Below are 26,639 nucleotides of genomic sequence, written 5' to 3'. Positions count from 1 at the left end.
GCCTCAGGCTGCGCTGCGCTGCGACAGATCGATCATCCGCTGCACCGCAAGCCGCGCGCCTTCGGCGATGGTGGGATCGACCTCGACCGCGCCCTCCATGCTGTGCAGCGACCACAGCACCTTCTCGAGGGTGATCATCTTCATGTAGGGGCACATGTTGCAGGGGCCGACGAACTCCACGCCCGGCAGCGCGTCCGAGATGTTCGAGGCCATCGAGCATTCGGTGACCAGCATCGCCTTGCCCGGTTGCTCGCGGTTCACATAGTCGATGATCCCGGCGGTGGAGCCGGAGAAATCCGCCTCGGCCACCACATCGGGCGGGCATTCGGGGTGGGCGATGATACGGGTGTCGGGCTGCCAGCTGCGGAAGTCGCGCAACTCGGCGGCGGTGAAGCGTTCGTGCACGATGCACGAGCCGTCGTACCAGACGATGTTCTTCTGCGGCACCTGCTTGGCGACGTTCTGCGCGAGGTATTTGTCGGGGGTCATGATGACCGTTTCCGCGTCGAGCGCGGCAACGATCTGCGCGGCGTTTGACGAGGTGCAGCAGATGTCCGACGCGGCCTTCACCTCGGCGGAGGTGTTCACATAGGTGACCACCGGCGCGCCCGGATAGCGGCGGCGCATCTCGGCGATTCCCTCGGGGGTGATGCTTTCGGCCAGCGAACAGCCCGCGTCCATATCGGGGATCAGCACGGTCTTCTCGGGGCTGAGGATCTTCGAGGTCTCGGCCATGAAATGCACACCGCATTGCACGATCACATCGGCCTTCACCTTGGTGGCCTCAATCGCCAGTTGCAGACTGTCGCCCACGACATCGGCGATGCCGTGATAAATCTGCGGCGTCATGTAGTTATGCGCCAGAACGACGGCGTTGCGCTCTGTCTTCAGGCGGTTGATCGCCTCGACATAGGGGGCATGGATTGCCCAGTCGGCGGGGGTTACGACGCGGCTCATGCTGGCGTAGAGATCGCCGAGCCGTTCCGCCGCCTCGAGCGAGGGGGCGAGGTCGTAATGGCGGCCGAGCGTGTCGGCGATGGTGGTCTGGTCGAGCATGACCTGCTCCTCCTCAGGGTCTTGTGCCGACGTCCGGCATTAGACCCAAGCTGACCTAAGGACAAGGCGGCGGGGCGATAAAGTGAACCATTGTGTCGCAGGCAGCCGCGCGGATGACCGGGCACAGGCGGCGTATTTCGGTGATTGACCGGCGGCATTCAGCGCCTATGCTCGGGCCAACGTCAGGGGAGTCCCGCCATGGGGACTGAGAGGCTGACAGGGACGCTGCGGCGTCCCGGTGACGCGACCCTTTGAACCTGACCCAGTTGACGCTGGCGTAGGAAGACCGAAGGGCAATCTTCTCCGAAGCAGCACGCGCGGGGTGGTCCTTTCGGGCCATAGGGCCCTTTTGTGCATCCATATGCGCGGGGCCTGTGGCCCCTTTCTCCGTCCATCTTTGGCTTTGGGTCTTTGGCTTGGGTCCTTTGGTTTGGGGCTTTGTGAGGAGGAGCGCGATGGACGAAAGGATTTCTGTGCTTGGCGGCGGGGTGGCAGGGCTTTGCGCCGCGCTGGCGCTGGCTGAGCGCGGCCTTGAGGTGGAGCTGATCGTGCCCGAGGGTGCGCCGCCGCCCGCTTCAAAGCTGGCGGGCGGGATGCTGGCGCCCTTTTGCGAGGGGGAGAGCGCCCCGCCCGAGATTACCCGGCGCGGACGGGCGGCGCTTGGCTGGTGGCGTGCACGCACGGCGAGCTTTCGCCAGAGCGGCACGCTAGTCCTCGCCCCGCCGCGCGACCGGGCGGAACTGACCCGCTTTGCCCGCGCCACCACCGGCCATGCCCTCGTCGATCCCGGCACGCTGGAGCCCGAGCTTTCGGGGCGCTTCGCCTCGGGTCTGTTCTTTGCCGAGGAGGCGCATCTCGATCCGGGCGCGGCCATGGCCGATTTGCGCACGGCGCTTAACGCACGCGGGGTGCGGATGCATGGCGGCGCGCCGTCGGGGCGCATCGTCGAGTGCCGGGGCATGGGGGCGCGGGACCGTCTGCCCGATCTGCGCGCGGTGCGGGGCGAGATGCTGGAGCTTCATGCGCCCGGCGTGCGTCTGACCCGCACCATTCGGCTGCTGCACCCGCGCTTTGCCTGTTACATCGTGCCGCGCGCTGCGGGGCGCTACATGATCGGCGCGACGATGATCGAAAGCGCGGACCCCGGCCCGGTCACCGCCCGCGCGGTGATGGAACTGTTGTCGGCGGCCTATACGGTGCACCCCGGCTTTGCCGATGCGGCGCTGGTCACGGTGGGGGCGGGGCTGCGCCCGGCGTTCCCCGACAATCTTCCGGCGCTGCGCCGCACGCCGGGACGCATTCATCTCAACGGTATGTATCGCCACGGATTTCTCATGGCGCCGGTCCTTGCCGAGGATCTGGCGGATGAGATCGTGGCGCAAAGGGAGGAGACCCATGCAAATTGATGTCAACGGCCAGAGGCTGGCCACGACCGCCAAGACGCTGGAGGCGCTTCTGGCCGAACAGGGCGTGGATGCTGGCAGTGTCGCCACCGCGCTCGACGGGGCCTTCGTGCCGCGCGGGCTACGCGCCGCAACGCCGCTGTGCGAGGGCGCGAAGGTCGAGGTTCTGTCGCCGATGCAGGGGGGCTGAGCGATGTTTTATGGCGTTGACCTGCTGTCGCGGCTGATGCTGGGCACGGCGCAATATCCCTCACCGGCGGTGCTGGCAGAGGCGGTGTCGGCCTCGGGCGCCGGGGTGATCACCGTGTCGTTGCGGCGCGAGGGGGCGGGCGGCGCGGCGTTCCGCGATCTGCTCACAGGGATCGGTTGCCGCCTGCTGCCCAACACCGCGGGCTGTCATACAGCGCGCGAAGCGGTGACCACGGCGCAGATGGCGCGCGAGATCTTCGGGACCAATTGGATCAAGCTCGAGGTGATCGGCCATGCCGACACGCTGCAGCCCGATCCTTTCGCGCTGGTCGAGGCGGCGCGGATCCTCTGTGCTGAGGGGTTCGAGGTGTTCCCTTACACCACCGAGGATCTGATCGTGGGCGAGAAGCTGCTGGAGGCGGGCTGCGAAGTGCTGATGCCTTGGGGGGCGCCGATCGGCTCGGGACAGGGGTTGCGGCACCGCGAGGCGCTGCGGAGCATGCGGGCGCATTTCAAGGGCGTGCCGCTGGTCGTCGACGCCGGGATCGGGGCGCCGAGCCAAGCGATGGAGGCGATGGAAATGGGCTTCGACGCGGTGCTGCTGAACACCGCCGTTGCCAAGGCGCTGGACCCGGTGGGCATGGCGCGGGCTTTTGGTCAGGCCGTCCACGCGGGGCGGCTGGCGTATGAGGCGGGGCTGATGCCGCGGCGCGATATGGCCGAGGCCTCGACGCCGATCTTCGGCATGGCGGAGCTGGCATGATGGGTCTCGATCGCTTTTACCTGATCACCGGCCATGTGAACCGGCTCGAACTGCTGGTCCCGCATGGGGTCAAGCTGGTGCAACTGCGGCTCAAGGACCTGCCCGAGAAAGAGCTGCGGCGGCAGATCGCCCGTGCCCGCGACCTTTGCGCCGTGCATGGCGCGCAGCTTGTGGTCAACGATCACTGGCGTCTCGCCCTCGACCTGCGCTGCCGGTTTGTTCATCTGGGGCAAGAGGATATGGACGGCGCCGATTTCGCCGCGCTGCGCCGCGCGAATATACGCTTTGGCCTGTCCACCCATGACGAGGCTGAGCTTGAGCGCGCGTTGGCGCTGGACCCGGCCTATGTGGCGCTGGGACCGGTCTATCCGACGCTGCTCAAGAAGATGAAATGGGGCCCGCAGGGGCTGGACCGGGTGCGTGCTTGGAAGCGCCGCGCGGGCGATGTGCCGCTGGTGGGCATCGGCGGGCTGACGCCTCAGCGCCTGCCGGACCTCTTTGCCGCCGGGGCGGACAGCGCGGCGGTGGTCACCGACATTCAGCAGGCCGCGGACCCCGAGGCGCGCTGCCGCGAGTGGATCGCCGCGACGCGCGGGGTGTCCACATGAGCCGTTACGCGCGGCAAATCTGCCTGACCGGTGTCGGCGCGGCGGGGCAGGCGCGGCTGGCGGCGGCGCGGGTGCTGGTTGTCGGCGCCGGGGGGCTTGGCTCGGCGCTGCTGCCGCTGCTCGCCGGGGCGGGCGTTGGCGCGATCCGCATCGTCGATCCCGACGTGGTGGAAGAGAGCAATCTGCATCGCCAGACGCTTTATGCGATGGCGGACCTCGGGCGGCCCAAGGCCGAGGTGGCGGCGGAGCGGCTCGCGGCGCTGAACCCCGGCTGCGCGGCGCGGGCACGGGTGGCGCGGCTCGACCCGGCGCTGGCGGGCCAAGAAATCAGAGCGGCCGATCTGGTGGTGGATGCCGCTGACAGTGTGGCGGTGACCTATGCGCTGTCGGATCTGTGCCTTGCGGCGGGTCTGCCGCTGATCAGCGCCTCGGTGGTCGGAACCTCGGGCTATGTGGGGGGCTTCTGCGGCGGAGCGCCAAGCTATCGCGCGGTGTTTCCCGACCTGCCCGGCCAGGTGCAGAGCTGCGCCTCGGCGGGGGTGATGGGGCCGGTGGTGGCGGCGCTCGGCGCGTTGCAGGCGCAGATGGCGCTGGCGGTGCTGCTTGGGCATCGGCCTTCGCCGCTGGGGCAGATGCTGACGCTGGATGCCGGAGCGTGGCGGCCCGCTGGGTTTCGCTTCGAGGGTGCGCCCGAGCCGGAGGTGGCCGGTCCGAAGGTGGTCGCGCTTTGCGACCTGACCGAGCGCGACCGGGTGATCGACCTTCGCGGCCTCGCCGAGGCGCCCGACCTGCCGGTGCCTTGGGCCGAGAGAATGGTGCCGGAGCAGGTTGGCCGTACCGCCTTCGCCGCCAAGGGTCGCACCGTGCTGGTCTGTGCAAGCGGCCTGCGGGCGTGGCGCGCGGCGCAGGCACTGCTGCGCGAGGGGGCGCGTGACGTGGTGATCGCGGCGGCGGGCTGAGCCGCGCTCAGCCCCACATGTCGCGCATCTTGGCGGCGACGTCGATCCGGCCCGGTGCCGGAGCCGCCGCGCCTGGCTGCGGGGCGGGCGACCAATGGGCGCTGTCGAAATGCTCCAGCATCTCGCGGGTGATGAAGCGGGTGCGCGTGGCATAGACATGCCGGTCACCGCCGCGCCGCTGCTGCGTGACGTAGAACCGCAGCGGCAGGCCCAGCGTCAGCCGGTCCTTGGCGCGGGTCATCGCGACATAGAGCAGGCGGCGCTCTTCCTCGAGGTCCTGCGTGGTGCCGGTGCCGAGGTCCGAGGGGATGCAGCCATCGACCGCGTTGAGCAGGTAGACCGATTTCCACTCCTGCCCCTTGGCCGAATGGATGGTCGAGAGGATGAGATAATCCTCGTCCTTGAGTGGCACGCCCGAACGGTCCGAGGTGGCGTCCGGCGGATCGAGGGTCAGCTCGGTCAGGAAGGCTTCGGCCGATGGGTAGCCCGCGGCGATCTGCTCAAGCTGCAGCAGGTCGTTGCGGCGGGTGTCGGCATCCTCGTGGATGCGCTCCAGATGCGGCTCGTACCACGCCCGGGCAAGGCCGATGGCGGCGGGCCATGGCGCGCGGGTGGTCATCGCGGTGACGAAACCGGGCCAGTCGGCCTCGGCCTTGGCGGGCGGGGCGACATCGTTCAGCGCGGCGGCGGGATCGGGCGCGAGATCGAGCGCGTCCAGAATGTTCGCCGCCGACTTTGGCCCGATGCCGGGGATCAGTTGCAGCACACGAAAGCCCGCCACCCGGTCACGCGGATTGCGCGCGAGGCGCAGCACCGACAGCAGGTCCTTCACATGGGCGCTGTCGAGGAACTTCAGCCCGCCGAATTTGACGTAAGGCACATTGCGGCGGGTCAACTCGGCCTCGAGCTGCACCGAATGGCTGGAGGTGCGGAAGAGCACCGCCTGCTGCTTCAACGTGGTGCCGATCTCGCGGTCCGCAAGGATGCGGTCGACCATATAGCGCGCCTGATCGGCCTCGGTGTTCACCGTGACGAGCCGCGGTTTCTCGGCAGAGGCGCGGGTGGTCCAGAGGTTCTTGGTAAAGCGCTCGCGGGCCTCACCGATCACGGCGTTGGCGGCCTCCAAGATGGGGACGGTCGAGCGGTAGTTTCGATCGAGCGTGATGACATCGGCGGGCGGCGTGAAGGCGGCGGGAAAGTCGAGGATGTTGCGCACCGTGGCGGCGCGGAAGGCATAGATCGACTGCGCATCGTCGCCCACCACGGTCAGCCCGCGCCCATCGGGTTTCAGCGCCATGAGGATGCGCGCCTGCAGGCGGTTGGTGTCCTGATACTCGTCGATCAGCACATGGTCCCACGCGCTGCCGATATGCGCGGCAAACTCGGCGTCCGACATCACCTGCGCCCAGGCCAGCAAGAGGTCGTCATAGTCGAGCACGTTCTGCTCTTGCTTGGCGCGGACATAAGCGCCGAAGAGACGTTTCAGCTCGTCTTCCCACATGGCGCACCACGGGAAGTGGTCGCGCAGCACCTCCTCCAGCGGCGCGCCCGCATTGACCGCGCGCGAATAGATCGCAAGGCAGGTGCCCTTGGCCGGAAAGCGCTTTTCTGCCTGCGAGAAGCCAAGGGCGTTGCGGCAGAGGTTGATCAGGTCGGCGCTGTCCTCGCGGTCGTGGATCGAGAACTCGGGGTTCAGGCCGATGGCAGGCGCATGTTCGCGCAGCAGCCGCGCGCCGATGGCATGGAAGGTGCCCGCCCATGTCAGCGCCTCGGCGACGATGCCGGTGCCCATGGCGCGGGTGGTGATCGCCTCGACCCGGCGGGTGAGCTCAGTGGCGGCGCGGCGCGAGAAGGTCATCAGCAGGATGCGCTGCGGATCGGCGCCGTTCATCAGCAGATGCGCCACGCGGTGCGCCAGCGTGCTGGTCTTGCCAGAACCCGCGCCAGCGATCACCAGCAGCGGCGGCCCGGCGCGCGTGTCGCCGGGGGCGATGCCGAAGGTGGCGGCGGCGCGCTGCGCGTCGTTCAGCGCCGCGAGAGGGTCCTGAAGAGTGTCTGCCTGTGCCATGTCCTGCCCGGTTCTGCCTTGCCCGATCCTGCCCGATCCTGCCTTGCGGCAACGTTCTGTCAGGGCAGATTAACGAATTCAGAACATAAAGGGAACTTTGAAGTCTCGGGACGTCTTGGATGGGGCGGGTGGCAGAGCAGAAGCGCGGGGCGCGCCGGGACAGAGCCCGGCGCGTCGTCTGGCTTTGGGGATCAGTCGGCGTATCGGTCGGACGGCACCAGCAGCACGGTTTCGTCGTCGTAAAGCTCGGCGTCTTCGTAACGCTCCGCCTCGTAGCGCTCGGCCTCCTCAAGTGCGTCCGGGTCCAGCGGCGCAGTGCCCTGCAGCGCGGCGGCGACGGTGTCATCGTCGGGATTGGAGGCCCGCACCGCGCTCAGCACATCCCCTTCGTATTCCGCAGGCAGGATGTCCTTATAGGCGGCGAGCACAGCGGTTTCCGCGTCGGCGACCGAATTGGCCGCATTGGTCAGGTCGTGCTCTTCGGGAATGCCCGCGTCGATCACCTCCTGAGCCTCAGTCAGGTCTCGCTCGCTTGGGCGGTCCAGCCCGGCGATTTCGGCCTCGGCGGCGGTGGTGTCGGGATAATCGAGCACGTCCTGTGCCGCGAGCTTTTCGGCCTCGGTCGCCTCGGGGTCTTCCAGCGTCGCAAGGGCCACGGCCCGCTCCGCCTCGGTCGGGCGGTTCTCGACCAAGGCGAAGGCATCGGCTAGATCGAGCGTGCGCTCCGCCGCGTCGTAGGTTTCGAGCGCATTGGCGGCCTCTATGAGGTTATGGTCGGCGACCGCCAGCGCGGCGGCAAGGCTCACCGGACCGCTGCCGGTGGCATAGGTGCCATTGGCGATATGCGCCGCCTTGGCCTGCGGGCTGGAGTTGAGCGCGCCGTTGAGCTTACCGAGGTTGCGCGGATGCAGGGCATCGTAGTCTTCGGCCAGTTCCGGGGTTTCGCGCAGCGCCGTGCGCTGCAGCGGCGGGCGCATCGAGCGTTCCGGTGCGGATCGGGTGGGGGACAGCGACACGCGCTGCGCTTTCGGGGCCTGCCGCTGGACGGTGGCCGTGCGTTGCGCGCCGCGGCTGCCGGTCACCCCGAGTAGGTCTCCAAGCGCGCTCTTCCTCAGGCTCTGACTGAGCGACCTGAAATCATCGCGGATGGCCTTGCCGAGGTTCGCGCTGGTCTGCCGTCCGTTGCTGTTGCCGCCCTTGTTGCCGCCGCCATTGGACTTGGCCTTGCTGTGGCCGTTGGCTTTGCCCTTGCCGGAGTTGCCCTTCTCGCCGCCTTTGCCGTTGCCATTGTTCTTCGCATGCGCCGCGCCAACCGTTGCGAGGGTCGCAACCGGCGCGACCACACATGTCGAGAGCACCAGCGCCGAGACGCCCACTTTGAAAATTCCGAACATCACGTCCTCCCTGCCGTCTTTCGGCGCCGCGAGACAGCGGCGCCACCTCCCCAATGCCCGCTTATCGGGGCGTGAATGGGGCGGACCTTCAACAATCGCAGGATGCCGAAAGGGAACCCCAGCTGCTTTCCTGCGGACACAGAGACTTAGCGAAGAGGGCGTCCCAGTCTACAGGCGTGGCTTTGGGGCGGTGCTAGGGGCGGTTTTCCGCCGTTTGGCAGGCTGTCAGCTGGGCTGTCAGGTGCACTGTCTTGGGGGCGGACCCCCTCAGGTCTTCGGCGTCATCGCCTCGGCGTAGCGCTTGTAATTGTCGAGGATCGCCTGCCAGCCGCCCTGTTGCATCTCCACCGAAGCCTCGGGGTCGGGATCAAACTGTGTGGTCACCTCGGTGCCATCCGGCCCCGGCTCAAACACCGTGCGGGCGAGGCGGCCATCGTCCAGCCGCAGCGCCAGCACATGCGGCGGGTCGACCGCCTCATAGGTGGCGGTGAAGTCAAAGCCAAACGACCCGTCCTTCGCCTCCATCCGCGCCCAATGCTTGCCCCCGACTCGCAGGTCCACGCGCGCCGCAGGGCACTGCCAATCGGGCGAGGCGAAGTTCCACGCCATGATCGCCTCGGGCGTCGTGAACGCGTGCCAGGCTTCGGCGGGAGAGCAGGCGACCGTGGTTTTCACGGTGATCATCTCGGGCTGGGACATGGTGAAAGAGCCTTTCGGGCAAAGACATGCGGCATCAAACGCGCCCCTGTCAGCCTGCCACGCGCCGAAGGTCAAAGGAATGGCGACGAGGGTCTGCCCTGCTGCCTTGGCGGAGAGCTGCGCGGGCGCGGCTCTGGGGCTGTCCGTGCTATACTGCGCGCACCGATGCTCGAACGACAGGAGGAGGTCATGGGCAAGTCGGAGGTAGACGCAGAAACGGGACAAATCTCGGCTGAGGCGGCCCGCGTGTATGAGGCGTTTTTCGTTCCCGCGCTCTTTGGGCAATTCGGGCCGTGGCTGGTGGAGGCCGCCGGGCTGCACGGCGGGGGCAGACTGCTGGACGTGGCCACGGGCACCGGGGTCGTCGCGCGCGCGGCGCTCAAGCGCGGGGCCAGCGTCTCGGCGGTGGACATCAACGAGGGCATGCTCAGCGTGGCGCGCGAGATCGAGCCGCATATAGACTTTCAGCATGCAGCGGCAGAGGCGCTGCCCTTCGCTGACGCCAGTTTCGACGCGGTGACCTGCCAGTTCGCGCTGATGTTCCTGCAGGACCGCGTGGCTGCGCTGCGCGAGATGGCACGGGTCTGCCGCCCGGGAGGGCGCGTCGCCGTGGCGGTCTTTGAGGCTTGGGAGAAATCGCCGGGATACAACGACCTTATCCCGCTGCTTCTGGAGGTGATGGGCCCCGAGGCGGGCGAGGCGCTCAAGGTGCCGTTCTGTCTTGGCGATGAGACGGCGCTTTCAGCGCTGCTTAAGCAGGCGGGGCTGGGCGGTGCCGAGATCATCCACAAGACCGGGCAGGTGCGCCATATGTCATTGAAGACATGGCTCGACACCGAGATCGGGGGCTGGACGCTTGCTGATATGGCGACGCCGGAGACTATGCGATCTTTGGAAGAGGCGGCGGAGGAGAGGCTGGGCAAATACCGCAACAGCGATGGCACGGTGTCCTTCGACGCGCCTGCGTTCTTTGCCGTGGCCACTGTCTGACTGTGGGCTCAGCGTGGCCTCAGCGCCGTCAGATCGACGCCCAATCGGTGAAACGCCATGTCTGCGGCATGCGCGGGCCGGGGTGCGGTTGCGGGCGGCGCGTGGGGGTCTTTTCGGTACTCATCGGGTCGGCCTTTCGGGGAAGTGTTTCGACACTCAAACCCTGCGCCGATTGCGTTTCACCCCGATGCCGGCCCGATGCCGGTCGGTGTTTCAATTGTATCCGCAAAAGTGGCGGGCACACTCAAAGGCGCGCGGTGATGCCTTCCAGCGCCCCCGGCGGGTTCGGGCGCGTCACGAACTCGGGGCGGCGCTTTTCATAAAAGGCGTTGCCCCCGGTGGTGAGCACGTAATGCATGTTGTTGTAAGAGGCCCGGTAAGTCGCCGCATGAAAGAACTGCGCGTTGCCGATCAGCGGGTGGCGTTCTCCCTGCAGCACCGACAGCGCCGCTTCGCGCACCGCCAGCATCGAAGAGCCGCTCATCTCGCGGGTCATGACGCCGGGGGCGAATTGGTTCTTCTGCCCGACCACGCCGCAGACCGAGCCGGGAAAATCGCTCGATGCCACACGGTTCATCACCACGCTGCCGACAGCGATCATGCCGTCGCGGCTGGAGCGGATCGACTCGAAGTACATGGCCCGCTCCATGCATTCCAGCTCCCCGGGAGTGTGTGAGCGCCGCCCTCCGCCGCAGGCCGCAAGCATGAGCAGCGCCGCCCCCATCAGAAGGGCAGGTCCAAGGGTCCGTGTCGCTTTCATTCTGCTCTGCCTCCAGCCTTTGACGCGGCTTGTTCATGGGAAAGCCTAACGGGCCTTGGCGGGAGGGATCAATGCTTCTGTTGTGGCAGGGATCATCGCGCGGCGCGACAGGCGCGGGCGCGCCACATATCGGCCCCTCGATGGGTCGTCAGTTGCGATCCATCCGCAAGGCGCGCGGCGTGCGCGCCAGATGCGACGGCGGCATGCCCTTGGCCTTGCGAAACGCCGTGGCAAAGGCGGCGGGGGTCTCGTAGCCCGCCACATGCGCGGCCTCCAGCACCGAGGCCCCCGCGCGCAGCGCCGCGGCGGCCTTTTCCATCCGCACCTCGCGCAGCCGCGCCTTGACGGTCTGCCCATAGGCCTTTTCGAACATCCGGCGCATGGTCGATACGCTGATCCCGCCGGAGCGCGCCACGAGATCAAGCTCGGGCATCGGTCCGGGCGCGCTGGCAAAGGCCTCCATCCGGGCGAGCCGGTCGCGTTCGGCGCGCGTCAGATCCGGCCCCACATGCAGCAGCGAGGCCATCGCAAAGCGCACGAGCGACAGGGCAAAGGCCTCTTGCTCCAGAACGCGGGCGGCGCGGCGCGTGCCTTCCTCCATCGGGGCCAGCAACGCCTCCGCCTGCGCGATCTCCCGTTGCGGCACGGGCCATGCCTCATACCGATGCGCGCGGCCTTCGAGAACGTCGTCCATGCCAAGCTCGTGCCGGGCGAGCCAATCCCAAGACAGGGCGATCGTGGCCTTCCGTAGCCGCTGGCCGCCGGTGAAGCGCCGCCGGAAGTCGGTTGGCTGCGCAGTCGCGCTCAGGACCAGCTGCACCGGGCCGCCCTTGCTGCGGCCAAAGCAGAAGGCGGTGCCATCCACATGCGCCGACACCGACCCTTCCAGAACGAGATGCAGCATGAGGTTGGCGGGGCGCGTCATGCGGGTTTCGAAACTGGTCTCGGCAAAGGCGTCATGCAGGTTCACCGACAGGCCCAGCGGGGTGGATGCGCCAAGGCAGCGCCCGCGCAGCGCGACCTGCCCGGCGGCGAGAGTCGTGCCGAAGTCGGCGCTTCGTCCGAGCAGCACTTGTTCGATTTCGGCACGTCCGATCTGCGCCATTTCGGCAAATTCCCCAGCGAGTTTGATGTTTCCGGACAGGACTCTGAACGTTCCGAAAAGGTCCGGCAGTGGCAGTGTCGCAGCTTCGCACGTAATAATCTAGTAAAATAGTCAGAATATACGAGGGTCCAATGTCCACAACCACACGCAGGCTGATCAAACTGGTCTTGCTGCTTTCAACATCGCTTTCGACGCCAGCTTTTGCGCAGGACGATGTCTATCTTGGCGAGCTCACCATCGACAGCGCGAGCTATGAGACCGAAGGCACCAACAGCTACACCACCGACCGCATCTCGGTGGGGGAAAAGGCGAGCATGGCGCCGCGCGATGTGCCGCAGTCGAGCTGGGTGGTGACGCGCAAGGTGATCGAAGACGCGGGCTATACGGCGCTCGAAGAGGCGCTGGCCGACACGCCGGGCATCATGATCCTCAACAACGACGTGGGCCGCTCGTCGATCTTCTCGCGCGGCTATGAGTTCGATTACCTCTATTTCGACGGTCTTCCGGCGCCGGTCAGCTCGATCTATGGCACCCAGCCCGACCTTTCGATCGTCGACCACGTCGAGGTGCTGAAAGGCCCGGCGGGTCTGTTCATCGGCACCGGTGAGCCTGCGGGCTCGATCAACATGCGCCTCAAGCAGGCCACGGCGACCGAGCTTACCGGTTATGGCACCATCTCGGCGGATTCCAACGGGCAGGCGCGGGCCGAGGTCGATGTGTCGGGCGCGCTCAACAAGGAAGGCACGCTGCGCGGCCGCTTCGTGGCGGCCTATGGCGACGGCGAAGGCTTTGTGGATGAGACTGAGAACGGCGTGACCTCGCTCTACGGCACGCTGGCATGGGATCTGTCGCCCGATACCAAGCTGACCTTCTCGCTCAGCCATATGGAGCGCGATATCTCGCCGTTCAACGGTCTGCCGACCTATGAAGACAACGATCTGATCTGGACCGATGCCTCGACCACCACGGCGATGGATTGGAACGACTTCGACAACGCGACCACCGACGCGGTGGTCGCTGCCGAGCATTTCTTCGACAATGGCGGGCGGGTGAAATTCTCGCTGCGCAACTCGCATCAGGAAGCCGATTTCCTCTACGCCTATGCCGGCTCGGCGGCGGCGGAGGACAACACCATCTCGCGCCTTTCGTGGCTGGCGCGCGATTTTGAGCAGGACAGCCTCGCGCTCGACCTGCACACCGAATTGCCGTTCGAACTGGGCGGCTGGACCGGCGTGGCCATCGTCGGCGCCGATTGGCAGAAGACCGACAGCACCATGTATCAGGCCCGCGGCGCCATCTCCGGCAGCTGGGATCTGGACGATTGGGACAGCTCGTCGGTCGCCAAGCCCGACGTCGACTACAGCACCAAGACCGAGACCGAGACGGAATCCACCGGCCTTTACACGCAGCTTCGGGTGAAGCCGATGGAGGCGCTGACCCTGATCGGCGGCGCGCGCCTGAGCTGGTACGACGGCACCGTGGACACCGAGACGCTCTCGACCGGCGCGGTCGCGACCGAAGAGTATGACGTCGATGCGCAGGTTACCCCCTTCGCCGGGCTGACCTACGACGTCACGCCGAACACCACGCTTTATGCCAGCTACTCCGAGATCTTCATCCCGCAGTCCGAAGTGGACAAGAGCGGCGATCTGCTCGACCCGATCGAGGGCCGTCAGGTTGAGCTGGGCGTCAAGGCGCGGCTGGCTTACGGGCTCGACGTGTCGGCAGCGCTCTTCGATCTGCGCGAGGTCAACCGCCCGGTGCAGGTGGTCGACGAGGATTATTACGAGGCCGAAGAAGAAGTCTCGTCGCAGGGCTTCGAACTGGGCGTGGCCGGTGAGCTTGCCGAAAACATCCACCTGTCGGCAGGCTACACCTACACTTGGACCGAATATCTCAACGGCGACGACGAGGGCGAGACATTCTCGACCTACACGCCCGAGCATATGTTCAAGCTGTCGGGCGCCTATGACGTCACCGAGGGCGCGCTGCAGGGCTGGAGCTTTGGCGGCCGGGTGACATGGATGTCCGAGTTCTCGTCGCGCGGCATCGAAGCACCGAGCTACGGCACCGTCGATCTGATGGCCTCCAAGACTTGGGACAATGATCTGGTGCTGCGCATGGGCGTCGATAACGTCTTCGATGAAGAGTATTACACCCGTGTTGGCAGCACCTCGGTGTTCAACTTCCGCGGCGAGCCGCGCACCTTCAACGTCTCGCTGACAAAGTCGTTCTGATCTTTTGGCACCGCTCCCGGCGCACTAAACCCGCCGGGGGTTCAGCACGGGCCTCGCCGTTTGTTTCCCCGGCGGGGCCCGTTTTCGCGCGCAAGGATCGTAGGCGCGCCGCGATGTCCCGCAGAGATCCCGCTTCACCCCTCGGGGCAGGCAGACCCGGTCTCGATCCACGCCTTCGTCAGCTGGCCAAAGATCTCCTGCGTGCCGGGGGCGGGCTCGCGACCCTTGCCCGGACCCCAGCCCCAGCCGACCAGCCCGTCGGTGGCATTGTGCTCGTGCAGGTCTTCCATGCTGCGCCCGCCGTTGCGCTCCGGGTCTTTGAGTTGCGCGCAAATCTCTGCAGCGCTCTTGCCGACCCAACCCATCTCGATCGGCGCGAGTTGCCACGGTGAATGGCCGGGGATCGACCCCTCGCCGGTGGTGAAGGCGAAGTTCTCCTCGCCGTGGCAGGTGTTGCAGCGCATGCCGGGCGCGCCGAAATCCGCATCTCCTCGGGCCACCGGCGGCTCATGCGGGTGCATGTCCATCCCCTGCCGCGGGCTGTCGCCGACCGGGTGGCAATTGAGGCAGCGCGGATGCTCGATCACCGCCATCATCTCGGTGAAGAGCGCGACCGAGCGCTCGGTCTCGTCTGCGATGCCGTCGAATTCATCCACGGTGCGCAGCCCTTTCACTGTCTCGGCAAGGGTGGGCAGGGCAAAGAGGGCGGGTGCGGCGCCGAGCAGCGCCGCCATCAGGATCGTCTTGCGCATGGCTCAGGCCTCCATGGTCTTGAGGAAGGGCAGGTCGGTGACCGCTTTGCCGGTCAGCGCGCGCCAAGCGTTGGCGACGGCGGGCCCGATGGGTGGCACCCCCGGCTCGCCCACGCCCGTAGGATCGGCGTCCGACGCAATGATCTCGACCATCACCTCGGGCATCTCGTGGATGCGCAGCATGCGGTAGCTGTCGAAGTTGGCCTGCTGCACCGCGCCGCCCTCGCCGAGGGTGATCTCATCGAACAGCATGGTGCCAAGACCGTAGCCGATGCCGCCCTCCATCTGGGCGCGGATCACGTTGGGGTTCACCGCGACGCCGCAGTCGACGGCGCACCAGACCCGGTGCACGCGCGGGTGCCCGCCCGCGTCCGAAACCTCGGCGATCTGCGCCACATAGGTCTGGAAGCTCTCGTGCACTGCGACGCCATAGGCCTTGTCGCCCTTGACCTTGCTGCCGTCCCAGCCTGCCATCTCGGCGACTTTCTCGAGCACGCCGCGATCCCGGCCCGCATCCTCGCGAATGAGATCGAGCCGACCCTGCACCGGGTCCTTGCCCTGCGCTTCGAGCACCATGTCGAGAAACACCTCGGTGGCATAGCCAGTGTGTGTGTGCCCGACCGAGCGCCACCAGAGCACGGTGACCGGGCTTTCCTGTTGGGCCCAGCCGACACGCAGGTTGCCGAGGTCGTAGGGCATCTTGGTCGAGCCTTCGTAGGATGTGGGGTCCATCCCGTCCTGCATCATCTGCGCCATCGGCCCGCCTGCCATGATCGACTGGTTGACCACCACGTCTTCCCAGCCGGTGAGCTTGCCGTCGGCGTCGAGACCGGCGCGCATCTTGTGGACAGTGAGCGGGCGGTAGTAGCCGCCGTGCAGATCGTCCTCGCGGGTCCAGACCAGCTTGAAGGCGCCGGGGCCGCCCGCTGCCTTGGCGACCTCGGCCAGTTCGCCCGCGAAATGCGCGGTGTCCTGCGCGCGGCGGCCAAAGCTGCCCCCGGCGAACATCACGTTGAGGCGCAGGGCCTCGGGCTGGAGCCCAAGCGTCTGCACGATCATCGGCTTGTCGAGCGCCGGGAACTGCGAGCCCATCCAGACTTCGGCCCTGTCCTCGCGCAGTTCGATGACCCCGTCGAGCGGCTCCATCGGGGCATGTGCGAGATAGGGGAAGCGGAACTCGGCTTCGATCACCTGCGCCGCGCCCTCGATGCCTGACGCGCCATCACCCAGCATTTCCGCGTCCTTGCCGCCCTCCGAGGCGGCCTTCGAGAAGGCCTCGAAGATCTCGGCGGAGGAGCGCGTCTCGGCCCCGCTCTCGTCCCATTCGATGCTCAGCGCTTCGCGGCCCTTCAGCGCGGCATGGGTCGAGCGGGCATAGACCGCGACGCCCTGCGGGATCTGCCGCACGGCCTCGACGCCCGGCACCTCGAGCGCGGCGCTGTCGTCAAAAGAACCGACGGTGGCGCCAAGTTTGGGCGGATGCGCCACGACGACGGTCTGCAGCCCTTCGCGGTAGACATCCATGGTGAAGGTCGCGGTGCCGGTGGACTTGGCTTTGGTGTCGAGCTTGGGCAGGTCGGTGCCGATCAGCACGAACTGATCCGGCGATTTCACCGGGGGATCCTCCGGCGGGGTCATCCCGGCGGCTTTCTCGGCCAGCGCGCCGAAGCCCGAGGACTTGCCCGAGCTATGGCTGATCTGGCCCTGGGAGACGGTGATCTCGCCCTCCGGCACGCCCCATTCCTCGGCGGCGGCGGCGATCAGCATGGCGCGGGCGGCGGCCCCGGCCTTGCGCATCTGCATGTAGGAATTGGCCATGGCGGTCGACCCGCCCGTGCCCTGCATGCCGAAGGCGAGGTTCTTGTAGAGCTCGTTGTTGGCGGGCGCGTTCTCGGCGCGCATCTGGCTCCAGTCGGCGTCCATCTCCTCGGCCACCAGCGTGGCGAGGCCGGTGAACGGGCCTTGGCCGAACTCGATGTGCTTGATGATCACGGTGATCGTATCGTCGGGCGCGACGCGGACAAAGGCGTTGGGGGCGAATGTGGCGTCACCCGTCGCGCCGGATTTCATCGCGGCGGCAGCGCCGGACTGGGCGCGGGCGGCCAGCGGCAGCGTCATGCCGATCACCAGTCCCGCCGATGAGGCAAGGAAGCTGCGGCGGGACAGGGCGGGTTTTGCTGGGGCTGGTTTTGCGAAGGCCAGTCTTTCGAAGGCCAGTCTTTCGAAGGTCTGGGTCATCGTCTCAGCCCTCCAGCTTGTCGGCGGCGTCGTGAATCGCCTTGCGGATGCGGACATAGGTGGCGCAGCGGCAGATGTTGCCTGCCATGGCGTTGTCGATGTCCTCGTCGCTGGGCTTGGGCACTTCGCGCAGCAGCGCGGTGGCGCTCATCACCTGTCCCGACTGGCACCAGCCGCATTGTGGCACATCGAGGCCCTCCCATGCGGCTTGCACCGCCTCGGCCTCGGGTCCGTCGATGCCCTCGATCGTGGTGACCGAGGCGCCGTCGACCATCGAGACCGGCGTCACGCAGGCACGGCGGGTCATGCCATTCATCATCACGGTGCAGGCGCCGCATTGGGCGATGCCGCAGCCGAATTTGGTGCCCGTCATCTGCAACTCGTCGCGCAGCACCCAGAGGAGCGGCGTCTCCTCGGGCACATCGACGGACACATCTTTTCCGTTGAGTTCGAACGAAACCATGGCTCTCCTCCCTGGCTGCGCATGCGTAGCTTGGCGCTTGGTTTGTGGAGGGGAGGTAGCGCTGACGGGTGTCGCGTCCACGCCGGAAGGCCGGGATTGCAGCGTTGGATGATGCGTGGGGCAGGGGCCCTAATGAAGGCCCCCGCCGAAAGTTCCGTGCTCGCCGCGGCTTAGGCCGTGCCGGTCAGTTCGCTCAGATCCACCGCGCGGCCCTCGGTCATCGAACGCTGCGCCGCGAGGCCCATCAGCACCGCCCATTTGCCATCCTGCAACGAGACCTCGGGCGCGCTGCGCTCGCCGCGCACCAACTCAAGGAACCCGCGATGCTGGTAGAAGGTCGAGCCGTTGTGGTCCCCGGCTTCGAGGATCGTCGGATCGACGGGGATCTCGCGCACCTCGGGCCCCTTGGGCTCGCGCGGCGAGACGATGACCTGCGGCACCGGCGCCGCGCCCAGATGCGCGGGCCAGAAGCGGCCCGGCCCCGGCACCAGCGCCTCGATCTTGCCCTTGGGGCCGACCGCCGAGATCTCTTCCTGATAGCGCGAGCCCTCGGCGAACATGCACAGCTCCAGCATGGCGCGCACGCCGCTCTCGAATTCGACCATCACGTAGCCATGGTCGAAGATGTCGGGGGTCTCGCCGGCGTAGGTCTCTTCAAGATGGTTCGCCGCCTGACCGCCCATCGCCATCACCCGCACCGGATCAGACTTCAGCGTCAGCCGCATGAGATCGAAGAAGTGGCAGCATTTCTCGACGAACGTCCCGCCGGTGTAGCGGTTAAAGCGGTTCCAGTCGCCGACCTTCTCGAGGAAGGGGAAGCGGTGCTCGCGGATGGTCAGCATCTTCACGCCGCCGGTGGCCGCCTCGGCCTCTTCCAGCAGTTTGGCGACGGGCGGCATGTAGCGGTATTCCATCGCCACCCAGACCGGCGCAGGGTAGCTCTCGGCAAAGGCGTCGATGGCGGCGGCATGCTCGGGGTCGGTGAACAGCGGCTTTTCCACCAGCACGGGCAGCGGGCGTTTGCCTGCGATCTGCTGCAGCTGCTCCACATGGCGGAAGTTGGGGCTGGCGATCAGCAGGCAATCGATCTCGGCCACGTCTAGCAGCGCCTCGATGCTGTCCACGAACTGCGCGTTCGGAGCGAACTGCCGCGCATGGGCGCGCATCTCGGCGTCGGGTTCGAAGATCGCGCCGACGGCGGTGTTGTCCAGCAGCGCAATATTGCGCAGATGTTCTTGCCCCATCATGCCGCAGCCGATGATGCCGTAGGTGATGGTCCGTGTCTCGCTGCGCGCGAGGGTCTGGGTCGTCATAGGGAAATCCTCCTCCCTTCAGATGAGGCGCTGGACGTAGAGCGCCTTTTGGGTGTCGTACCAAGTGCGTGAGAACTCGACCGCCTCGCTGCCCTGCGCCCAAGACAGGCGCTCGATATAGGCGGTGGTGGTGCCGGGCTTGAGCGGAAATGCCTCGGGCGCCCAGTCCGGCACCTGCCCGATGCCGACGCGGTCTTCGGCGCGGGTGATCCAGAGCTGTAGGGCGCGCTTGTAGGTCAGGTAGAGCGAGTCCTGCACCATCTCGCGCGGCACCCGTCCCGCGCCGCCGTCGAGCCAGATCTCCTCTACCGCGATGACGACATCGTCGAGGTAGCGCAGGCGGCGAAAGCGGGTGCCGTGGTCCGAGGTGCCATAGGCGGGCTGCTGCGGATCCTTCGGAACATAGTCGGCAGCGAGGATGTCGGCGGTGGGCAGCCCGCCGCCGCCCTCGGCCAGCTCGAGCCGGAACATGGAGTAGACCGATTCGACCTCACCACCCGCGCGGACGTAGTTGCCAGAGCCCTGTCGGCGCTCGAGCAGCCCCTTTTTCTCGAGCTCCAGCAATGCCTTGCGCAGGGTGCGCACGGTGGTGCCATGGGCTTTGGCGAACTCACGCTCTGGCGGCAGTTTCTGCCCGTCGACCAACCGGCCAGCGGCGATATCGCGGATCACCAGCTCGCTGATCTGCATGTAAATCGGCAGCGCATCGGGCCTGTGAGCCGAATTCCTGTTTTTTTCCTGCATGTTTCCGCCTCCCCCTGCGGATGCTGCGAATGAAAAAATTGATACACCATTGATCTACATCAAAGACGCGGGTAGTGAAAGGGAAAGTTCGGAGGTTTTCAGGGAGGAAAACATGACGGTCGTACCCGTTACATCCGCCGATCTCGACGCGGTCGAGGTGGCCTGGTTCTCGGCGCTCTGCTCGGATGACTACCAGTTCCTCGGCGTGCCAGACGGCGATCTGCGCTCGTCGTGGGACCATTGCTCGGACATCGTGAAGACCGCCGAGGCGCAGGGCTTTGGCAATATCCTGTGCCCCTCGTCCTATCAGGTCGGGCAGGATACGCTCAGCTTTGTCGCGGGCTGCGCACCGATCACCGAGAGCATCAACCTGCTGGCCGCCGTGCGCTGCGGCGAGATGCAGCCGATCATGCTGGCGCGCACCATCGCGACTCTCGATCACATGCTGCAGGGGCGGCTGACGGTGAACATCATCTCGTCCGACTTCCCCGGCGAGAAGGCCGAAAGCCAGTTCCGCTACCAGCGCTCGCGCGAGGTGGTCGAGATCCTCAAGCAGGCGTGGAACCGCGACGAGATCAATTACGAGGGCGAGGTCTATAATTTCACCGGCCTCACCACCGATCCCGCCAAGCCCTACCAGAAGGGCGGGCCGATGCTCTATTTCGGCGGCTACTCCCCCGCCGCGCTCGACCTCTGCGGCCAGCATTGCGACGTCTACCTGATGTGGCCGGAAAAGACCGAGGACATCGCCGCCCGGATGAAGGCCGCCAATGCCGCCGCCGAGCAGTATGGCCGCACGCTGGACTACGGTTTCCGCAGCCATGTGATCGTGCGCGACACCGAGGCGGAGGCCAAGGAATATGCCCGCTACATCGCCAGCAAGCTTGATGACGACCTGGGGCAGGCGATCCGCGAGCGGGCGCTGGACTCGGGCAGCCTCGGCGTCAGCCATCAGGCGCGCAACCGCGAGCTGGCCGACCTTGAGGGCTATATCGAGCCCAACCTCTGGACTGGGGTGGGGCGCGCGCGCTCGGGGTGTGGCGCGGCCATCGTCGGCTCGACCGATCAGGTGCTGAGCAAGCTCGAGGAACTGCAGAAGATGGGCATCCGTGCCTTCGTGCTCTCGGGCTATCCGCACATCGAAGAGGCCGAGCATTTCGGGTCGCGCGTGCTGCCGCAACTCAATACATGCCAGCTCAACCAGGCCTGGGGCCGGGTTCCGCAAACCCTTCCGAAGACGCCGCTTGGCGCAGGAGACCGCCGCTGATGGATACTCTGAGCGATTTCACCCCACAAAGCGCAGACACGGACCGCGTGACCATGGCCGAGGGGCTCAGCTTCTCGCGGCTGGTCTACGGCATGTGGCGCATCGGCGATGACGCCGACACCTCTGCGGGCCATGTCCGGGCCAAGATCGACGCCTGCCTTGCGCAGGGGATCACCACGCTCGATCAGGCCGACATCTACGGCGATTACACCGCCGAGGCGGTGCTGGGGCAGGCGTTCCAAGCCGACCCCGCGCTGCGCCAGAAGGTCGAGCTGGTCACCAAATGCGACATCGTTGCGCCCTGCGGCAAATACGCGGATGTGGCCTGCAAGTACTACGACACCTCCAAGGCGCACATCGAAGCGTCGGTCGAGAGCTCGCTGCGCGATCTCGGCACCGATTACATCGACATGCTGCTGATCCACCGTCCCGATCCGCTGATGGACCACGAAGAGACCGGCGCGGCGCTCGACGGTCTGGTCAAGGCGGGCAAGATCCGCGCCGCGGGCGTGTCGAACTTCCGCCCTTGGGACGTCGAGCTGCTGCAGAGCGCAATGGACACCAAGCTGGTCACCAATCAGATCGAGATCTCGCTGGCCCGGGTCGAGCCTTTCACCGATGGCGATCTGGCGTTCCACCAGCGCCGCAAGGATCCGGTGATGGCATGGTCGCCGCTGGGTGGCGGCAGCCTGATGACCGGTGACAGCCCGCTGACCCGCCGCATGGATGCGATGGCTGCCGAGTTCGGCGTCGACCGCGCCGCCATCGCCGTGGCCTTCCTGCTGCGTCACCCGGCGACCATCCTGCCGGTGCTGGGCACGAACTCGCTGGAGCGCATCGCCAAGATCTCGGACGCCCGCAAGGTCGCGCTGAGCCGGGTGCAATGGTTCCAGCTCTATGAGGCGGCACTGGGCCGCGAGGTGGCGTGATGCAGATCGCGCAGCCCCATAGCTTTGTGCCCGACCCGGGCAACGGGCGGGCGCTGCGCGATGCCTTCGGGCTCTTTGCCACGGGGGTGACCATCGTCACCACCTGCGGGCCCGACGGCTGCGCCGCGATCACCGCCAACAGCTTTGCGTCGGTCTCGATGGAGCCGCCCCTGGTGCTCTGGTCGCCCGCGCGCAGTTCCAGCCGCTATGGGCTCTTTGCCGGGGCGGAGCATTACGCGATCCACGTGCTTGCCGCCGATCAGCAGGATTTGGCGTGGCGTGTGGCGAAGGATGGCGCGGCGCTGAAGGGCGTGGATCTGGGCTGCAATGCCAATGGCGTGCCGGTGCTGGAGCGCTGCCTCGCGCGGTTCGACTGCCGCCGGCACGCGGTGCACGCGGCGGGGGATCACGCGATCGTCGTGGGCGAGGTTCTGCACGCCGCCATGCAACAGGGCGATCCGCTGGCCTTCTTCGGCGGGCGGGTCGCGCGGGTCGACATCAACTGACGGCAGGCCGCCGCCTTGGAGGAGGGCGCGGCATGACGGGGAGGAGAGAATGACGTTACTCGACGGGCTGATCCGGCCGCTGTCATGGATCAACGACCGCCTGCTGAAAGTCGGTCGCGGCATCGGCGTCGTGGCCATCGCGGTCATGGTGGCGGTGACCCTCGTGCAGGTGTTCTGCCGCTATGTGCTGGGCAATGCGCTGCCGTGGCCGGACGAGGCCGCGCGCTTTTGCATGCTGTGGATGACCGGGCTGATGGCCCCGACCGCCTTTCGCCGGGGTGGCTTTGTCGCCATCGACATCCTGCCCTCGCTGCTGCCGCGCCGCGCGGCCAGCCTGCTCAACCTCGTGCTTCTGGCGATCAGCCTGATGGTGCTCGTCTTCGCGCTGCAGATCGGCTGGAAAGAGGTAACGGGCCTTGGCGGACGCTTTGCTTCGGCCTCGCTCTACATTCCCACGGCGCTTGATTTCAGCGATTGGCACCGGGTGCCGCGCAGTTGGATGATGGCCTCGATCCTCGTCGGCATGGGGCTGCTGGTGCTGGTCAATATCGAGCTGATCCTGCGCAACCTTGCCGAGCTTTGCTCGGTCCGCGATCTGCCCGCGATCCCGCAGGCCAACACGCAGGGAGCGGAATGACATGCTGATCTGGTTCCTTCCGCTCTTCCTCGTGTTCCTGATGATCGGCCTGCCGGTGTTCTTTGGCCTGCTGGCCGCGCCCGGCATCCTGCTGTTCCTCAACGGGCAGGAGCGCGATCTGACGCTGCTCTACCGCAATCTCTACAACGGCATGGACAGCTTCCCGCTGATGGCGATCCCCTTCTTCATGCTGGCGGGAGAGATCATGAACCGTGGCGGCATCACGCATCGCCTCGTGGAGTTCAGCCAAGCCTTCATGGGGCATCTGCGCGGCGGTCTGGCGCATGTGAACGTGATGTCCTCGATGCTCTTTGCTGGGCTCTCGGGCTCTGCGGTGGCCGACACTTCGGCGCTTGGCTCGATGCTGATCCCGGCGATGGAGAAACAGGGCTACACCCGCCGCTTCGCAGCCGCGATCACCGCCGCCAGCTCGGTCATCGGGCCGATCATCCCGCCCTCGGGGATCATGATCATCTACGCCTATGTCATGGGCGAGAGCGTCGCGGCGCTGTTCCTTGCGGGGCTGGTGCCGGGGGTGCTGGTGGGCGTCGGGCTGATGCTGCTGATCAAGGTGATGGCCAACCGCTACGACTTCCCCGTCGCGTCCCGCAAGTACAGCTGGGGCGAACGGGGAGAGGCGAGCCTCAAAGCGTTCTTCCCGCTGCTGACCCCGGTGATCATCTTGGGCGGCATCCTTGCGGGCGTCTTCACCCCGACCGAGGCGGCGGCGGTGGCGGTGTTCTACGCGCTCTTCATCAGTCTCTTCGTGCTGAAGACCCTGCGCTTTGCCGAACTGCCCGATGTGCTGGGCCGGGCTGGTCTGACCTCGGCGGTGGTGCTGCTGCTGGTGGGTGCCGCCATGTCGTTCAAGACGGTGGTCTCTCTCTCGCACGCGCCGCAGCAGATGGCCGATTTCATCCTGTCGCTGACCGAGAACCCGCTGCTGCTGCTGTTCCTGATCAACCTGCTGCTGTTCGCGGTGGGCATGTTCCTCGACGCAGGCCCGGCGATCATCATCTTGGGGCCGATCCTTGGCCCGGTGTTCACCGGCATGGGCGTCGACTCAGTGCATTTCGCGATCATCATGTGCGTGAACCTGACGGTGGGGCTGGCGACGCCGCCCATGGGGCTGGTGCTCTTCGTGGCCTCCGCCGTCTCGGGCGAGCGGGTGACCACCATCGCGCGCGCCATCCTGCCATTCCTCGCGGTCGAGATCGCGGTGATCTTTCTGATCACCTATTTCCCCGCGATTTCCATGACGATCCCGCGACTGACCGGGTTCGCGAACTAAGAAAAATCCAGAGCTATCAGGGAGGATAACATGCTCGGGAAGACCAAAACGCTGGCGGCGACGCTGCTGATGACGGCGGCGCTTGCCGTCCCGGCACTGGCGCAGGACTACACGATCCGCGCCGTCGCCAACTCCAACGAGAACGATGAGGATTACGACGGCCTGCAGGTCTTCAAATCCTACGTCGAGAGCGCCTCGAACGGGGCCATCGGCGTCGAGATTTACATGGGCACGCAGCTTTGCTCGAACGGTGCGGAATGTCTGCAGGGCGTGGCCGACGGCTCGATCGACGTCTATATCTCGACCTCCGGCGGCGCGGCGGGGCTGTTCCCCTACGTGCAGGTTCTGGACCTGCCTTACGTGATGCAGGATGACCGCGTGGCCGAGCGGGTGCTTTCGGGGGAGTTCACCCGCACCATGCGCTCGATGGCGCTGGAGGACTCCGGCGGGATGATCCGCCTGATGACCATCGGCAACACCGGCGGCTGGCGCAACTTCGCCAACACCAAGCAGCGGGTGCAGACGCCGGCGGACCTCAAGGGCATGAAGATCCGTACCGTGGTCGCCGACCTGCCGCAGGAACTGGTGCGCGCGCTTGGGGCTGCTCCGACGCCGATCCCGTGGCCCGAGCTGTTCACCTCGCTGCAGACCGGCGTGGTCGAGGGCACGAAGAACGGCATCACCGACATCATGTCGATGAAATTCCCCGAGGCCGGACTCCAATACGTCACCCTCGACGGTCACGCCTATATGGGCGCGCTGTGGTGGATGTCGAACGAGACCTTCCTTGCGCTGCCCGAGGACATGCGCCGCGTGGTGGTCGACGGCTTCTACCAGCTGCAGCAGGCGACTTTCGCCTCGCCCAAGCGCAAGTCGATCCCGGCCTATCAGGAGTTTGTCGAGGGGGGCGGCGATCTCTACGTGCCGACGCCCGAAGAGAAGCAGGCCTTCGCCGACGCCGCGCAGCCGGTCTATGAGTGGTTCACCGCCAACGTTGAGGGCGGCGAGGAGATCTTCACCGCCATGCAGGATGCGGTGCAGGCCGCGACCGAAGAGCTTGACGCCGAGCGCGCCAGCGACATTCAATAACCCCTTGTGGGCGCGCCTCTTTAGAGGTGCGCCCGCCTCGGCGTGGGCCTTCGGGCCCGGCCCAATACGATTTCAAAAGACACCGAGGACAGGACATGAGCGCCCTTACCGCCACCCTTTCGGACCCCCGCCGCATCGTCGCCCGCGCCAAGATCCTCGCCCCGGGGACGGCGCTGGCGATCGTTCTGGCGATGGCGGCGCAGTTCCTGTCGAACCACTACGGCGCGCCGGTGATGCTGATGGCGATCCTGCTGGGCATTCCTTTCCATTTCCTTTCGGAACACGAGAACACCGGCCCCGGCATCACCTTTGCCGCCAAAGGGCTGCTGCGCATCGGCGTGGCGCTGCTTGGCCTGCGGGTCTCGCTCGACATGGTGCGGCAGATCGGCTGGGGCTTCGTGCTGATCATCGCGCTTTGCATTGCGGCGGTGATCCTTGGCTCGATCCTTGTCTCGCGCCTCGTGGGCAAGGACCGGGCCTTTGGCTTTCTGACCGGCGGGTCCGTGGCGATCTGCGGTGCCTCGGCGGCCATGGCGATCTCGTCCATCCTGCCGCAGCGCGACACCGCCGAGCGGGATCTGTCGTTCACCGTGATCTCGGTCACCGCCTTTTCGACGCTGGCGATGATCGTCTATCCGATCTTTGCCGAGGCATTGGGGCTCGACCAGCATCTGACCGGCCTCTTCCTCGGCGGCACCATCCACGACGTGGCGCAGGTTGTCGGCGCGGGCTACTCGGTCTCGGATGAGACCGGCGACATCGCCACGGTGGTCAAGCTGATCCGGGTGACCATGCTTGCCCCGGTGGTGCTGATCGGCGCGCTCGCCATGCGTCGCCACGCGCCCACTGCAGCAGCCCGCCCGCCGCTGCTGCCGGGTTTCGTCGCGGCCTTCCTCGTGCTGGCCGCGCTCAATTCCTTCCATCTCGTGCCTGAGGTGGTGATCGAACCCGCCTCGACCCTGTCCCGCGCGCTGCTGGTCACCGCGGTGGCCGCCGTGGGCATGAAGACCTCGCTGGCCAAGCTCGCCGACGTCGGCGGCACCGCCATCGCGATGCTGGCGGTGCAGACAGCCGTGCTGGCCGCGCTGGTGCTGATCCCGCTGTTGACCGGGCTGGTCTGACGCTGGTCTGACGCTGGTCGCGCAAGGGGGAGGGCCGCGCGCTCGTCCTCACCTGCCA

Annotated in this window: 25 protein-coding genes; 14 read left to right on the top strand and 11 right to left on the bottom strand. The window is 66.6% G+C overall.

The annotated features are described in order from the left end of the window. Positions 1-3: 3 nt before the first annotated feature. Positions 4-1,056 carry a quinolinate synthase NadA gene (gene nadA / locus AYJ57_RS23385; protein WP_066111624.1) on the bottom strand — a complete coding sequence of 351 codons (1,053 nt, stop codon included), beginning with the start codon at positions 1,054-1,056 and terminating at the stop codon, positions 4-6. Between the two features lie 455 nt (positions 1,057-1,511). Between nadA and AYJ57_RS23380 the strand changes: the two genes are divergently transcribed. The 5 genes from AYJ57_RS23380 to AYJ57_RS23360 are packed head-to-tail and all read left to right on the top strand — an operon-like array spanning position 1,512 to position 4,978. Further along, a complete protein-coding gene (locus AYJ57_RS23380; RefSeq protein ID WP_066111622.1) occupies positions 1,512-2,462 on the top strand; it encodes an FAD-dependent oxidoreductase in 951 nt (316 codons plus the stop codon). Next, the gene (thiS, locus tag AYJ57_RS23375; RefSeq protein ID WP_066111620.1) at positions 2,452-2,649 is read left to right on the top strand and encodes a sulfur carrier protein ThiS; all 198 of its coding nucleotides are present in this window, start codon (positions 2,452-2,454) and stop codon (positions 2,647-2,649) included. Before AYJ57_RS23380 ends, thiS begins: the two co-directional genes overlap by 11 nt. A gap of 3 nt (positions 2,650-2,652) precedes the next feature. Further along, the gene (locus AYJ57_RS23370) at positions 2,653-3,411 is read left to right on the top strand and encodes a thiazole synthase (protein WP_066111618.1); all 759 of its coding nucleotides are present in this window, start codon (positions 2,653-2,655) and stop codon (positions 3,409-3,411) included. Next, complete coding sequence (locus tag AYJ57_RS23365) at positions 3,411-4,019, top strand: thiamine phosphate synthase (RefSeq protein ID WP_066111617.1); 609 nt, start codon at positions 3,411-3,413, stop codon at positions 4,017-4,019. The genes AYJ57_RS23370 and AYJ57_RS23365 overlap by 1 nt, the downstream gene beginning before the upstream one ends. Then, positions 4,016-4,978: a HesA/MoeB/ThiF family protein gene (locus AYJ57_RS23360; RefSeq protein ID WP_066111615.1), complete on the top strand. Its 963-nt coding sequence runs from the start codon at positions 4,016-4,018 to the stop codon at positions 4,976-4,978. The genes AYJ57_RS23365 and AYJ57_RS23360 overlap by 4 nt, the downstream gene beginning before the upstream one ends. A gap of 7 nt (positions 4,979-4,985) precedes the next feature. On the opposite strand, the gene AYJ57_RS23355 is transcribed toward AYJ57_RS23360, so the two are convergent. The 3 genes from AYJ57_RS23355 to AYJ57_RS23345 form a co-directional block, all read right to left on the bottom strand. Then, positions 4,986-7,046, bottom strand: coding sequence for an ATP-dependent helicase (locus AYJ57_RS23355; RefSeq protein WP_066111613.1), 2,061 nt, complete (start codon positions 7,044-7,046; stop codon positions 4,986-4,988). A gap of 191 nt (positions 7,047-7,237) precedes the next feature. After that, complete coding sequence (locus tag AYJ57_RS23350) at positions 7,238-8,440, bottom strand: hypothetical protein (protein WP_066111611.1); 1,203 nt, start codon at positions 8,438-8,440, stop codon at positions 7,238-7,240. Between the two features lie 267 nt (positions 8,441-8,707). Beyond that, positions 8,708-9,139: an SRPBCC domain-containing protein gene (locus AYJ57_RS23345; protein ID WP_066111609.1), complete on the bottom strand. Its 432-nt coding sequence runs from the start codon at positions 9,137-9,139 to the stop codon at positions 8,708-8,710. A gap of 189 nt (positions 9,140-9,328) precedes the next feature. Between AYJ57_RS23345 and AYJ57_RS23340 the strand changes: the two genes are divergently transcribed. Further along, a complete protein-coding gene (locus AYJ57_RS23340) occupies positions 9,329-10,129 on the top strand; it encodes a class I SAM-dependent methyltransferase (RefSeq protein ID WP_066111607.1) in 801 nt (266 codons plus the stop codon). A 244-nt stretch (positions 10,130-10,373) separates the two neighbouring features. Here the strand turns inward: AYJ57_RS23340 and AYJ57_RS23335 are convergent, their stop codons facing one another. Together AYJ57_RS23335 and AYJ57_RS23330 are read right to left on the bottom strand one after the other, a co-directional pair. Then, a complete protein-coding gene (locus tag AYJ57_RS23335; protein WP_066111605.1) occupies positions 10,374-10,889 on the bottom strand; it encodes a cell wall hydrolase in 516 nt (171 codons plus the stop codon). 148 nt (positions 10,890-11,037) lie between these two features. Then, positions 11,038-11,994 carry a helix-turn-helix transcriptional regulator gene (locus AYJ57_RS23330; protein WP_066111603.1) on the bottom strand — a complete coding sequence of 319 codons (957 nt, stop codon included), beginning with the start codon at positions 11,992-11,994 and terminating at the stop codon, positions 11,038-11,040. A 131-nt stretch (positions 11,995-12,125) separates the two neighbouring features. Between AYJ57_RS23330 and AYJ57_RS23325 the strand changes: the two genes are divergently transcribed. Next, on the top strand, positions 12,126-14,231 hold the full coding sequence (locus tag AYJ57_RS23325) for a TonB-dependent siderophore receptor (RefSeq protein ID WP_066111601.1): 2,106 nt from the start codon (positions 12,126-12,128) through the stop codon (positions 14,229-14,231). Between the two features lie 134 nt (positions 14,232-14,365). Here the strand turns inward: AYJ57_RS23325 and AYJ57_RS23320 are convergent, their stop codons facing one another. The 5 genes from AYJ57_RS23320 to AYJ57_RS23300 all read right to left on the bottom strand — a co-directional run bounded on the left by AYJ57_RS23320 (position 14,366) and on the right by AYJ57_RS23300 (position 19,741). After that, on the bottom strand, positions 14,366-14,983 hold the full coding sequence (locus AYJ57_RS23320; protein ID WP_066111599.1) for an Isoquinoline 1-oxidoreductase subunit: 618 nt from the start codon (positions 14,981-14,983) through the stop codon (positions 14,366-14,368). Positions 14,984-14,986: 3 nt separating this feature from the next. Then, on the bottom strand, positions 14,987-17,101 hold the full coding sequence (locus AYJ57_RS23315; protein WP_066111963.1) for a xanthine dehydrogenase family protein molybdopterin-binding subunit: 2,115 nt from the start codon (positions 17,099-17,101) through the stop codon (positions 14,987-14,989). Positions 17,102-17,225: 124 nt separating this feature from the next. Continuing rightward, positions 17,226-17,684, bottom strand: coding sequence for a (2Fe-2S)-binding protein (locus tag AYJ57_RS23310; protein ID WP_066111597.1), 459 nt, complete (start codon positions 17,682-17,684; stop codon positions 17,226-17,228). A gap of 170 nt (positions 17,685-17,854) precedes the next feature. Then, a complete protein-coding gene (locus tag AYJ57_RS23305) occupies positions 17,855-18,997 on the bottom strand; it encodes a Gfo/Idh/MocA family protein (RefSeq protein WP_066111595.1) in 1,143 nt (380 codons plus the stop codon). Between the two features lie 18 nt (positions 18,998-19,015). Further along, on the bottom strand, positions 19,016-19,741 hold the full coding sequence (locus AYJ57_RS23300; RefSeq protein ID WP_066111593.1) for a GntR family transcriptional regulator: 726 nt from the start codon (positions 19,739-19,741) through the stop codon (positions 19,016-19,018). A 112-nt stretch (positions 19,742-19,853) separates the two neighbouring features. Here AYJ57_RS23300 and AYJ57_RS23295 point away from each other — a divergent pair, with 112 nt between their 5' ends. The 7 genes from AYJ57_RS23295 to AYJ57_RS23265 all read left to right on the top strand — a co-directional run bounded on the left by AYJ57_RS23295 (position 19,854) and on the right by AYJ57_RS23265 (position 26,581). After that, entirely contained in the window at positions 19,854-21,008 is a 1,155-nt protein-coding gene (locus AYJ57_RS23295) for an LLM class flavin-dependent oxidoreductase (protein WP_066111592.1), read from the top strand. A gap of 53 nt (positions 21,009-21,061) precedes the next feature. Further along, positions 21,062-21,937, top strand: coding sequence for an aldo/keto reductase (locus AYJ57_RS23290; protein WP_442974956.1), 876 nt, complete (start codon positions 21,062-21,064; stop codon positions 21,935-21,937). Then, positions 21,937-22,443 (top strand): flavin reductase family protein, encoded by a 507-nt coding sequence (locus AYJ57_RS23285; protein WP_066111588.1) that lies wholly within the window; start codon positions 21,937-21,939, stop codon positions 22,441-22,443. The genes AYJ57_RS23290 and AYJ57_RS23285 overlap by 1 nt, the downstream gene beginning before the upstream one ends. A 49-nt stretch (positions 22,444-22,492) precedes the next feature. Continuing rightward, a complete protein-coding gene (locus tag AYJ57_RS23280) occupies positions 22,493-23,080 on the top strand; it encodes a TRAP transporter small permease (RefSeq protein WP_066111586.1) in 588 nt (195 codons plus the stop codon). Position 23,081: 1 nt separating this feature from the next. Continuing rightward, the gene (locus tag AYJ57_RS23275; RefSeq protein WP_066111584.1) at positions 23,082-24,371 is read left to right on the top strand and encodes a TRAP transporter large permease; all 1,290 of its coding nucleotides are present in this window, start codon (positions 23,082-23,084) and stop codon (positions 24,369-24,371) included. A gap of 30 nt (positions 24,372-24,401) precedes the next feature. Next, positions 24,402-25,460, top strand: a complete 1,059-nt coding sequence (locus tag AYJ57_RS23270) for a TRAP transporter substrate-binding protein (RefSeq protein WP_066111582.1) — start codon at positions 24,402-24,404, stop codon at positions 25,458-25,460. A gap of 95 nt (positions 25,461-25,555) precedes the next feature. Then, a complete protein-coding gene (locus tag AYJ57_RS23265; protein WP_066111580.1) occupies positions 25,556-26,581 on the top strand; it encodes a YeiH family protein in 1,026 nt (341 codons plus the stop codon). The last annotated feature ends 58 nt before the right edge of the window (positions 26,582-26,639 follow it).

Source organism: Salipiger sp. CCB-MM3 (genome assembly GCF_001687105.1).
Taxonomy (GTDB): Bacteria; Pseudomonadota; Alphaproteobacteria; order Rhodobacterales; family Rhodobacteraceae; genus Salipiger.
This window is presented reverse-complemented; position numbering and strand designations above follow the sequence as displayed.

What these genes read in the sequence shown, in the direction of transcription:
- nadA (WP_066111624.1), bottom strand. Translation starts at nt 1,056, where the DNA reads ATGCTCGACCAGACCACCATCGCCGACACGCTCGGCCGCCATTACGAC.
- AYJ57_RS23380 (WP_066111622.1), top strand. Translation starts at nt 1,512, where the DNA reads ATGGACGAAAGGATTTCTGTGCTTGGCGGCGGGGTGGCAGGGCTTTGC.
- thiS (WP_066111620.1), top strand. Translation starts at nt 2,452, where the DNA reads ATGCAAATTGATGTCAACGGCCAGAGGCTGGCCACGACCGCCAAGACG.
- AYJ57_RS23370 (WP_066111618.1), top strand. Translation starts at nt 2,653, where the DNA reads ATGTTTTATGGCGTTGACCTGCTGTCGCGGCTGATGCTGGGCACGGCG.
- AYJ57_RS23365 (WP_066111617.1), top strand. Translation starts at nt 3,411, where the DNA reads ATGGGTCTCGATCGCTTTTACCTGATCACCGGCCATGTGAACCGGCTC.
- AYJ57_RS23360 (WP_066111615.1), top strand. Translation starts at nt 4,016, where the DNA reads ATGAGCCGTTACGCGCGGCAAATCTGCCTGACCGGTGTCGGCGCGGCG.
- AYJ57_RS23355 (WP_066111613.1), bottom strand. Translation starts at nt 7,046, where the DNA reads ATGGCACAGGCAGACACTCTTCAGGACCCTCTCGCGGCGCTGAACGAC.
- AYJ57_RS23350 (WP_066111611.1), bottom strand. Translation starts at nt 8,440, where the DNA reads ATGTTCGGAATTTTCAAAGTGGGCGTCTCGGCGCTGGTGCTCTCGACA.
- AYJ57_RS23345 (WP_066111609.1), bottom strand. Translation starts at nt 9,139, where the DNA reads ATGTCCCAGCCCGAGATGATCACCGTGAAAACCACGGTCGCCTGCTCT.
- AYJ57_RS23340 (WP_066111607.1), top strand. Translation starts at nt 9,329, where the DNA reads ATGGGCAAGTCGGAGGTAGACGCAGAAACGGGACAAATCTCGGCTGAG.
- AYJ57_RS23335 (WP_066111605.1), bottom strand. Translation starts at nt 10,889, where the DNA reads ATGAAAGCGACACGGACCCTTGGACCTGCCCTTCTGATGGGGGCGGCG.
- AYJ57_RS23330 (WP_066111603.1), bottom strand. Translation starts at nt 11,994, where the DNA reads ATGGCGCAGATCGGACGTGCCGAAATCGAACAAGTGCTGCTCGGACGA.
- AYJ57_RS23325 (WP_066111601.1), top strand. Translation starts at nt 12,126, where the DNA reads ATGTCCACAACCACACGCAGGCTGATCAAACTGGTCTTGCTGCTTTCA.
- AYJ57_RS23320 (WP_066111599.1), bottom strand. Translation starts at nt 14,983, where the DNA reads ATGCGCAAGACGATCCTGATGGCGGCGCTGCTCGGCGCCGCACCCGCC.
- AYJ57_RS23315 (WP_066111963.1), bottom strand. Translation starts at nt 17,101, where the DNA reads ATGACGCTGCCGCTGGCCGCCCGCGCCCAGTCCGGCGCTGCCGCCGCG.
- AYJ57_RS23310 (WP_066111597.1), bottom strand. Translation starts at nt 17,684, where the DNA reads ATGGTTTCGTTCGAACTCAACGGAAAAGATGTGTCCGTCGATGTGCCC.
- AYJ57_RS23305 (WP_066111595.1), bottom strand. Translation starts at nt 18,997, where the DNA reads ATGACGACCCAGACCCTCGCGCGCAGCGAGACACGGACCATCACCTAC.
- AYJ57_RS23300 (WP_066111593.1), bottom strand. Translation starts at nt 19,741, where the DNA reads ATGCAGGAAAAAAACAGGAATTCGGCTCACAGGCCCGATGCGCTGCCG.
- AYJ57_RS23295 (WP_066111592.1), top strand. Translation starts at nt 19,854, where the DNA reads ATGACGGTCGTACCCGTTACATCCGCCGATCTCGACGCGGTCGAGGTG.
- AYJ57_RS23290 (WP_442974956.1), top strand. Translation starts at nt 21,062, where the DNA reads ATGGCCGAGGGGCTCAGCTTCTCGCGGCTGGTCTACGGCATGTGGCGC.
- AYJ57_RS23285 (WP_066111588.1), top strand. Translation starts at nt 21,937, where the DNA reads ATGCAGATCGCGCAGCCCCATAGCTTTGTGCCCGACCCGGGCAACGGG.
- AYJ57_RS23280 (WP_066111586.1), top strand. Translation starts at nt 22,493, where the DNA reads ATGACGTTACTCGACGGGCTGATCCGGCCGCTGTCATGGATCAACGAC.
- AYJ57_RS23275 (WP_066111584.1), top strand. Translation starts at nt 23,082, where the DNA reads ATGCTGATCTGGTTCCTTCCGCTCTTCCTCGTGTTCCTGATGATCGGC.
- AYJ57_RS23270 (WP_066111582.1), top strand. Translation starts at nt 24,402, where the DNA reads ATGCTCGGGAAGACCAAAACGCTGGCGGCGACGCTGCTGATGACGGCG.
- AYJ57_RS23265 (WP_066111580.1), top strand. Translation starts at nt 25,556, where the DNA reads ATGAGCGCCCTTACCGCCACCCTTTCGGACCCCCGCCGCATCGTCGCC.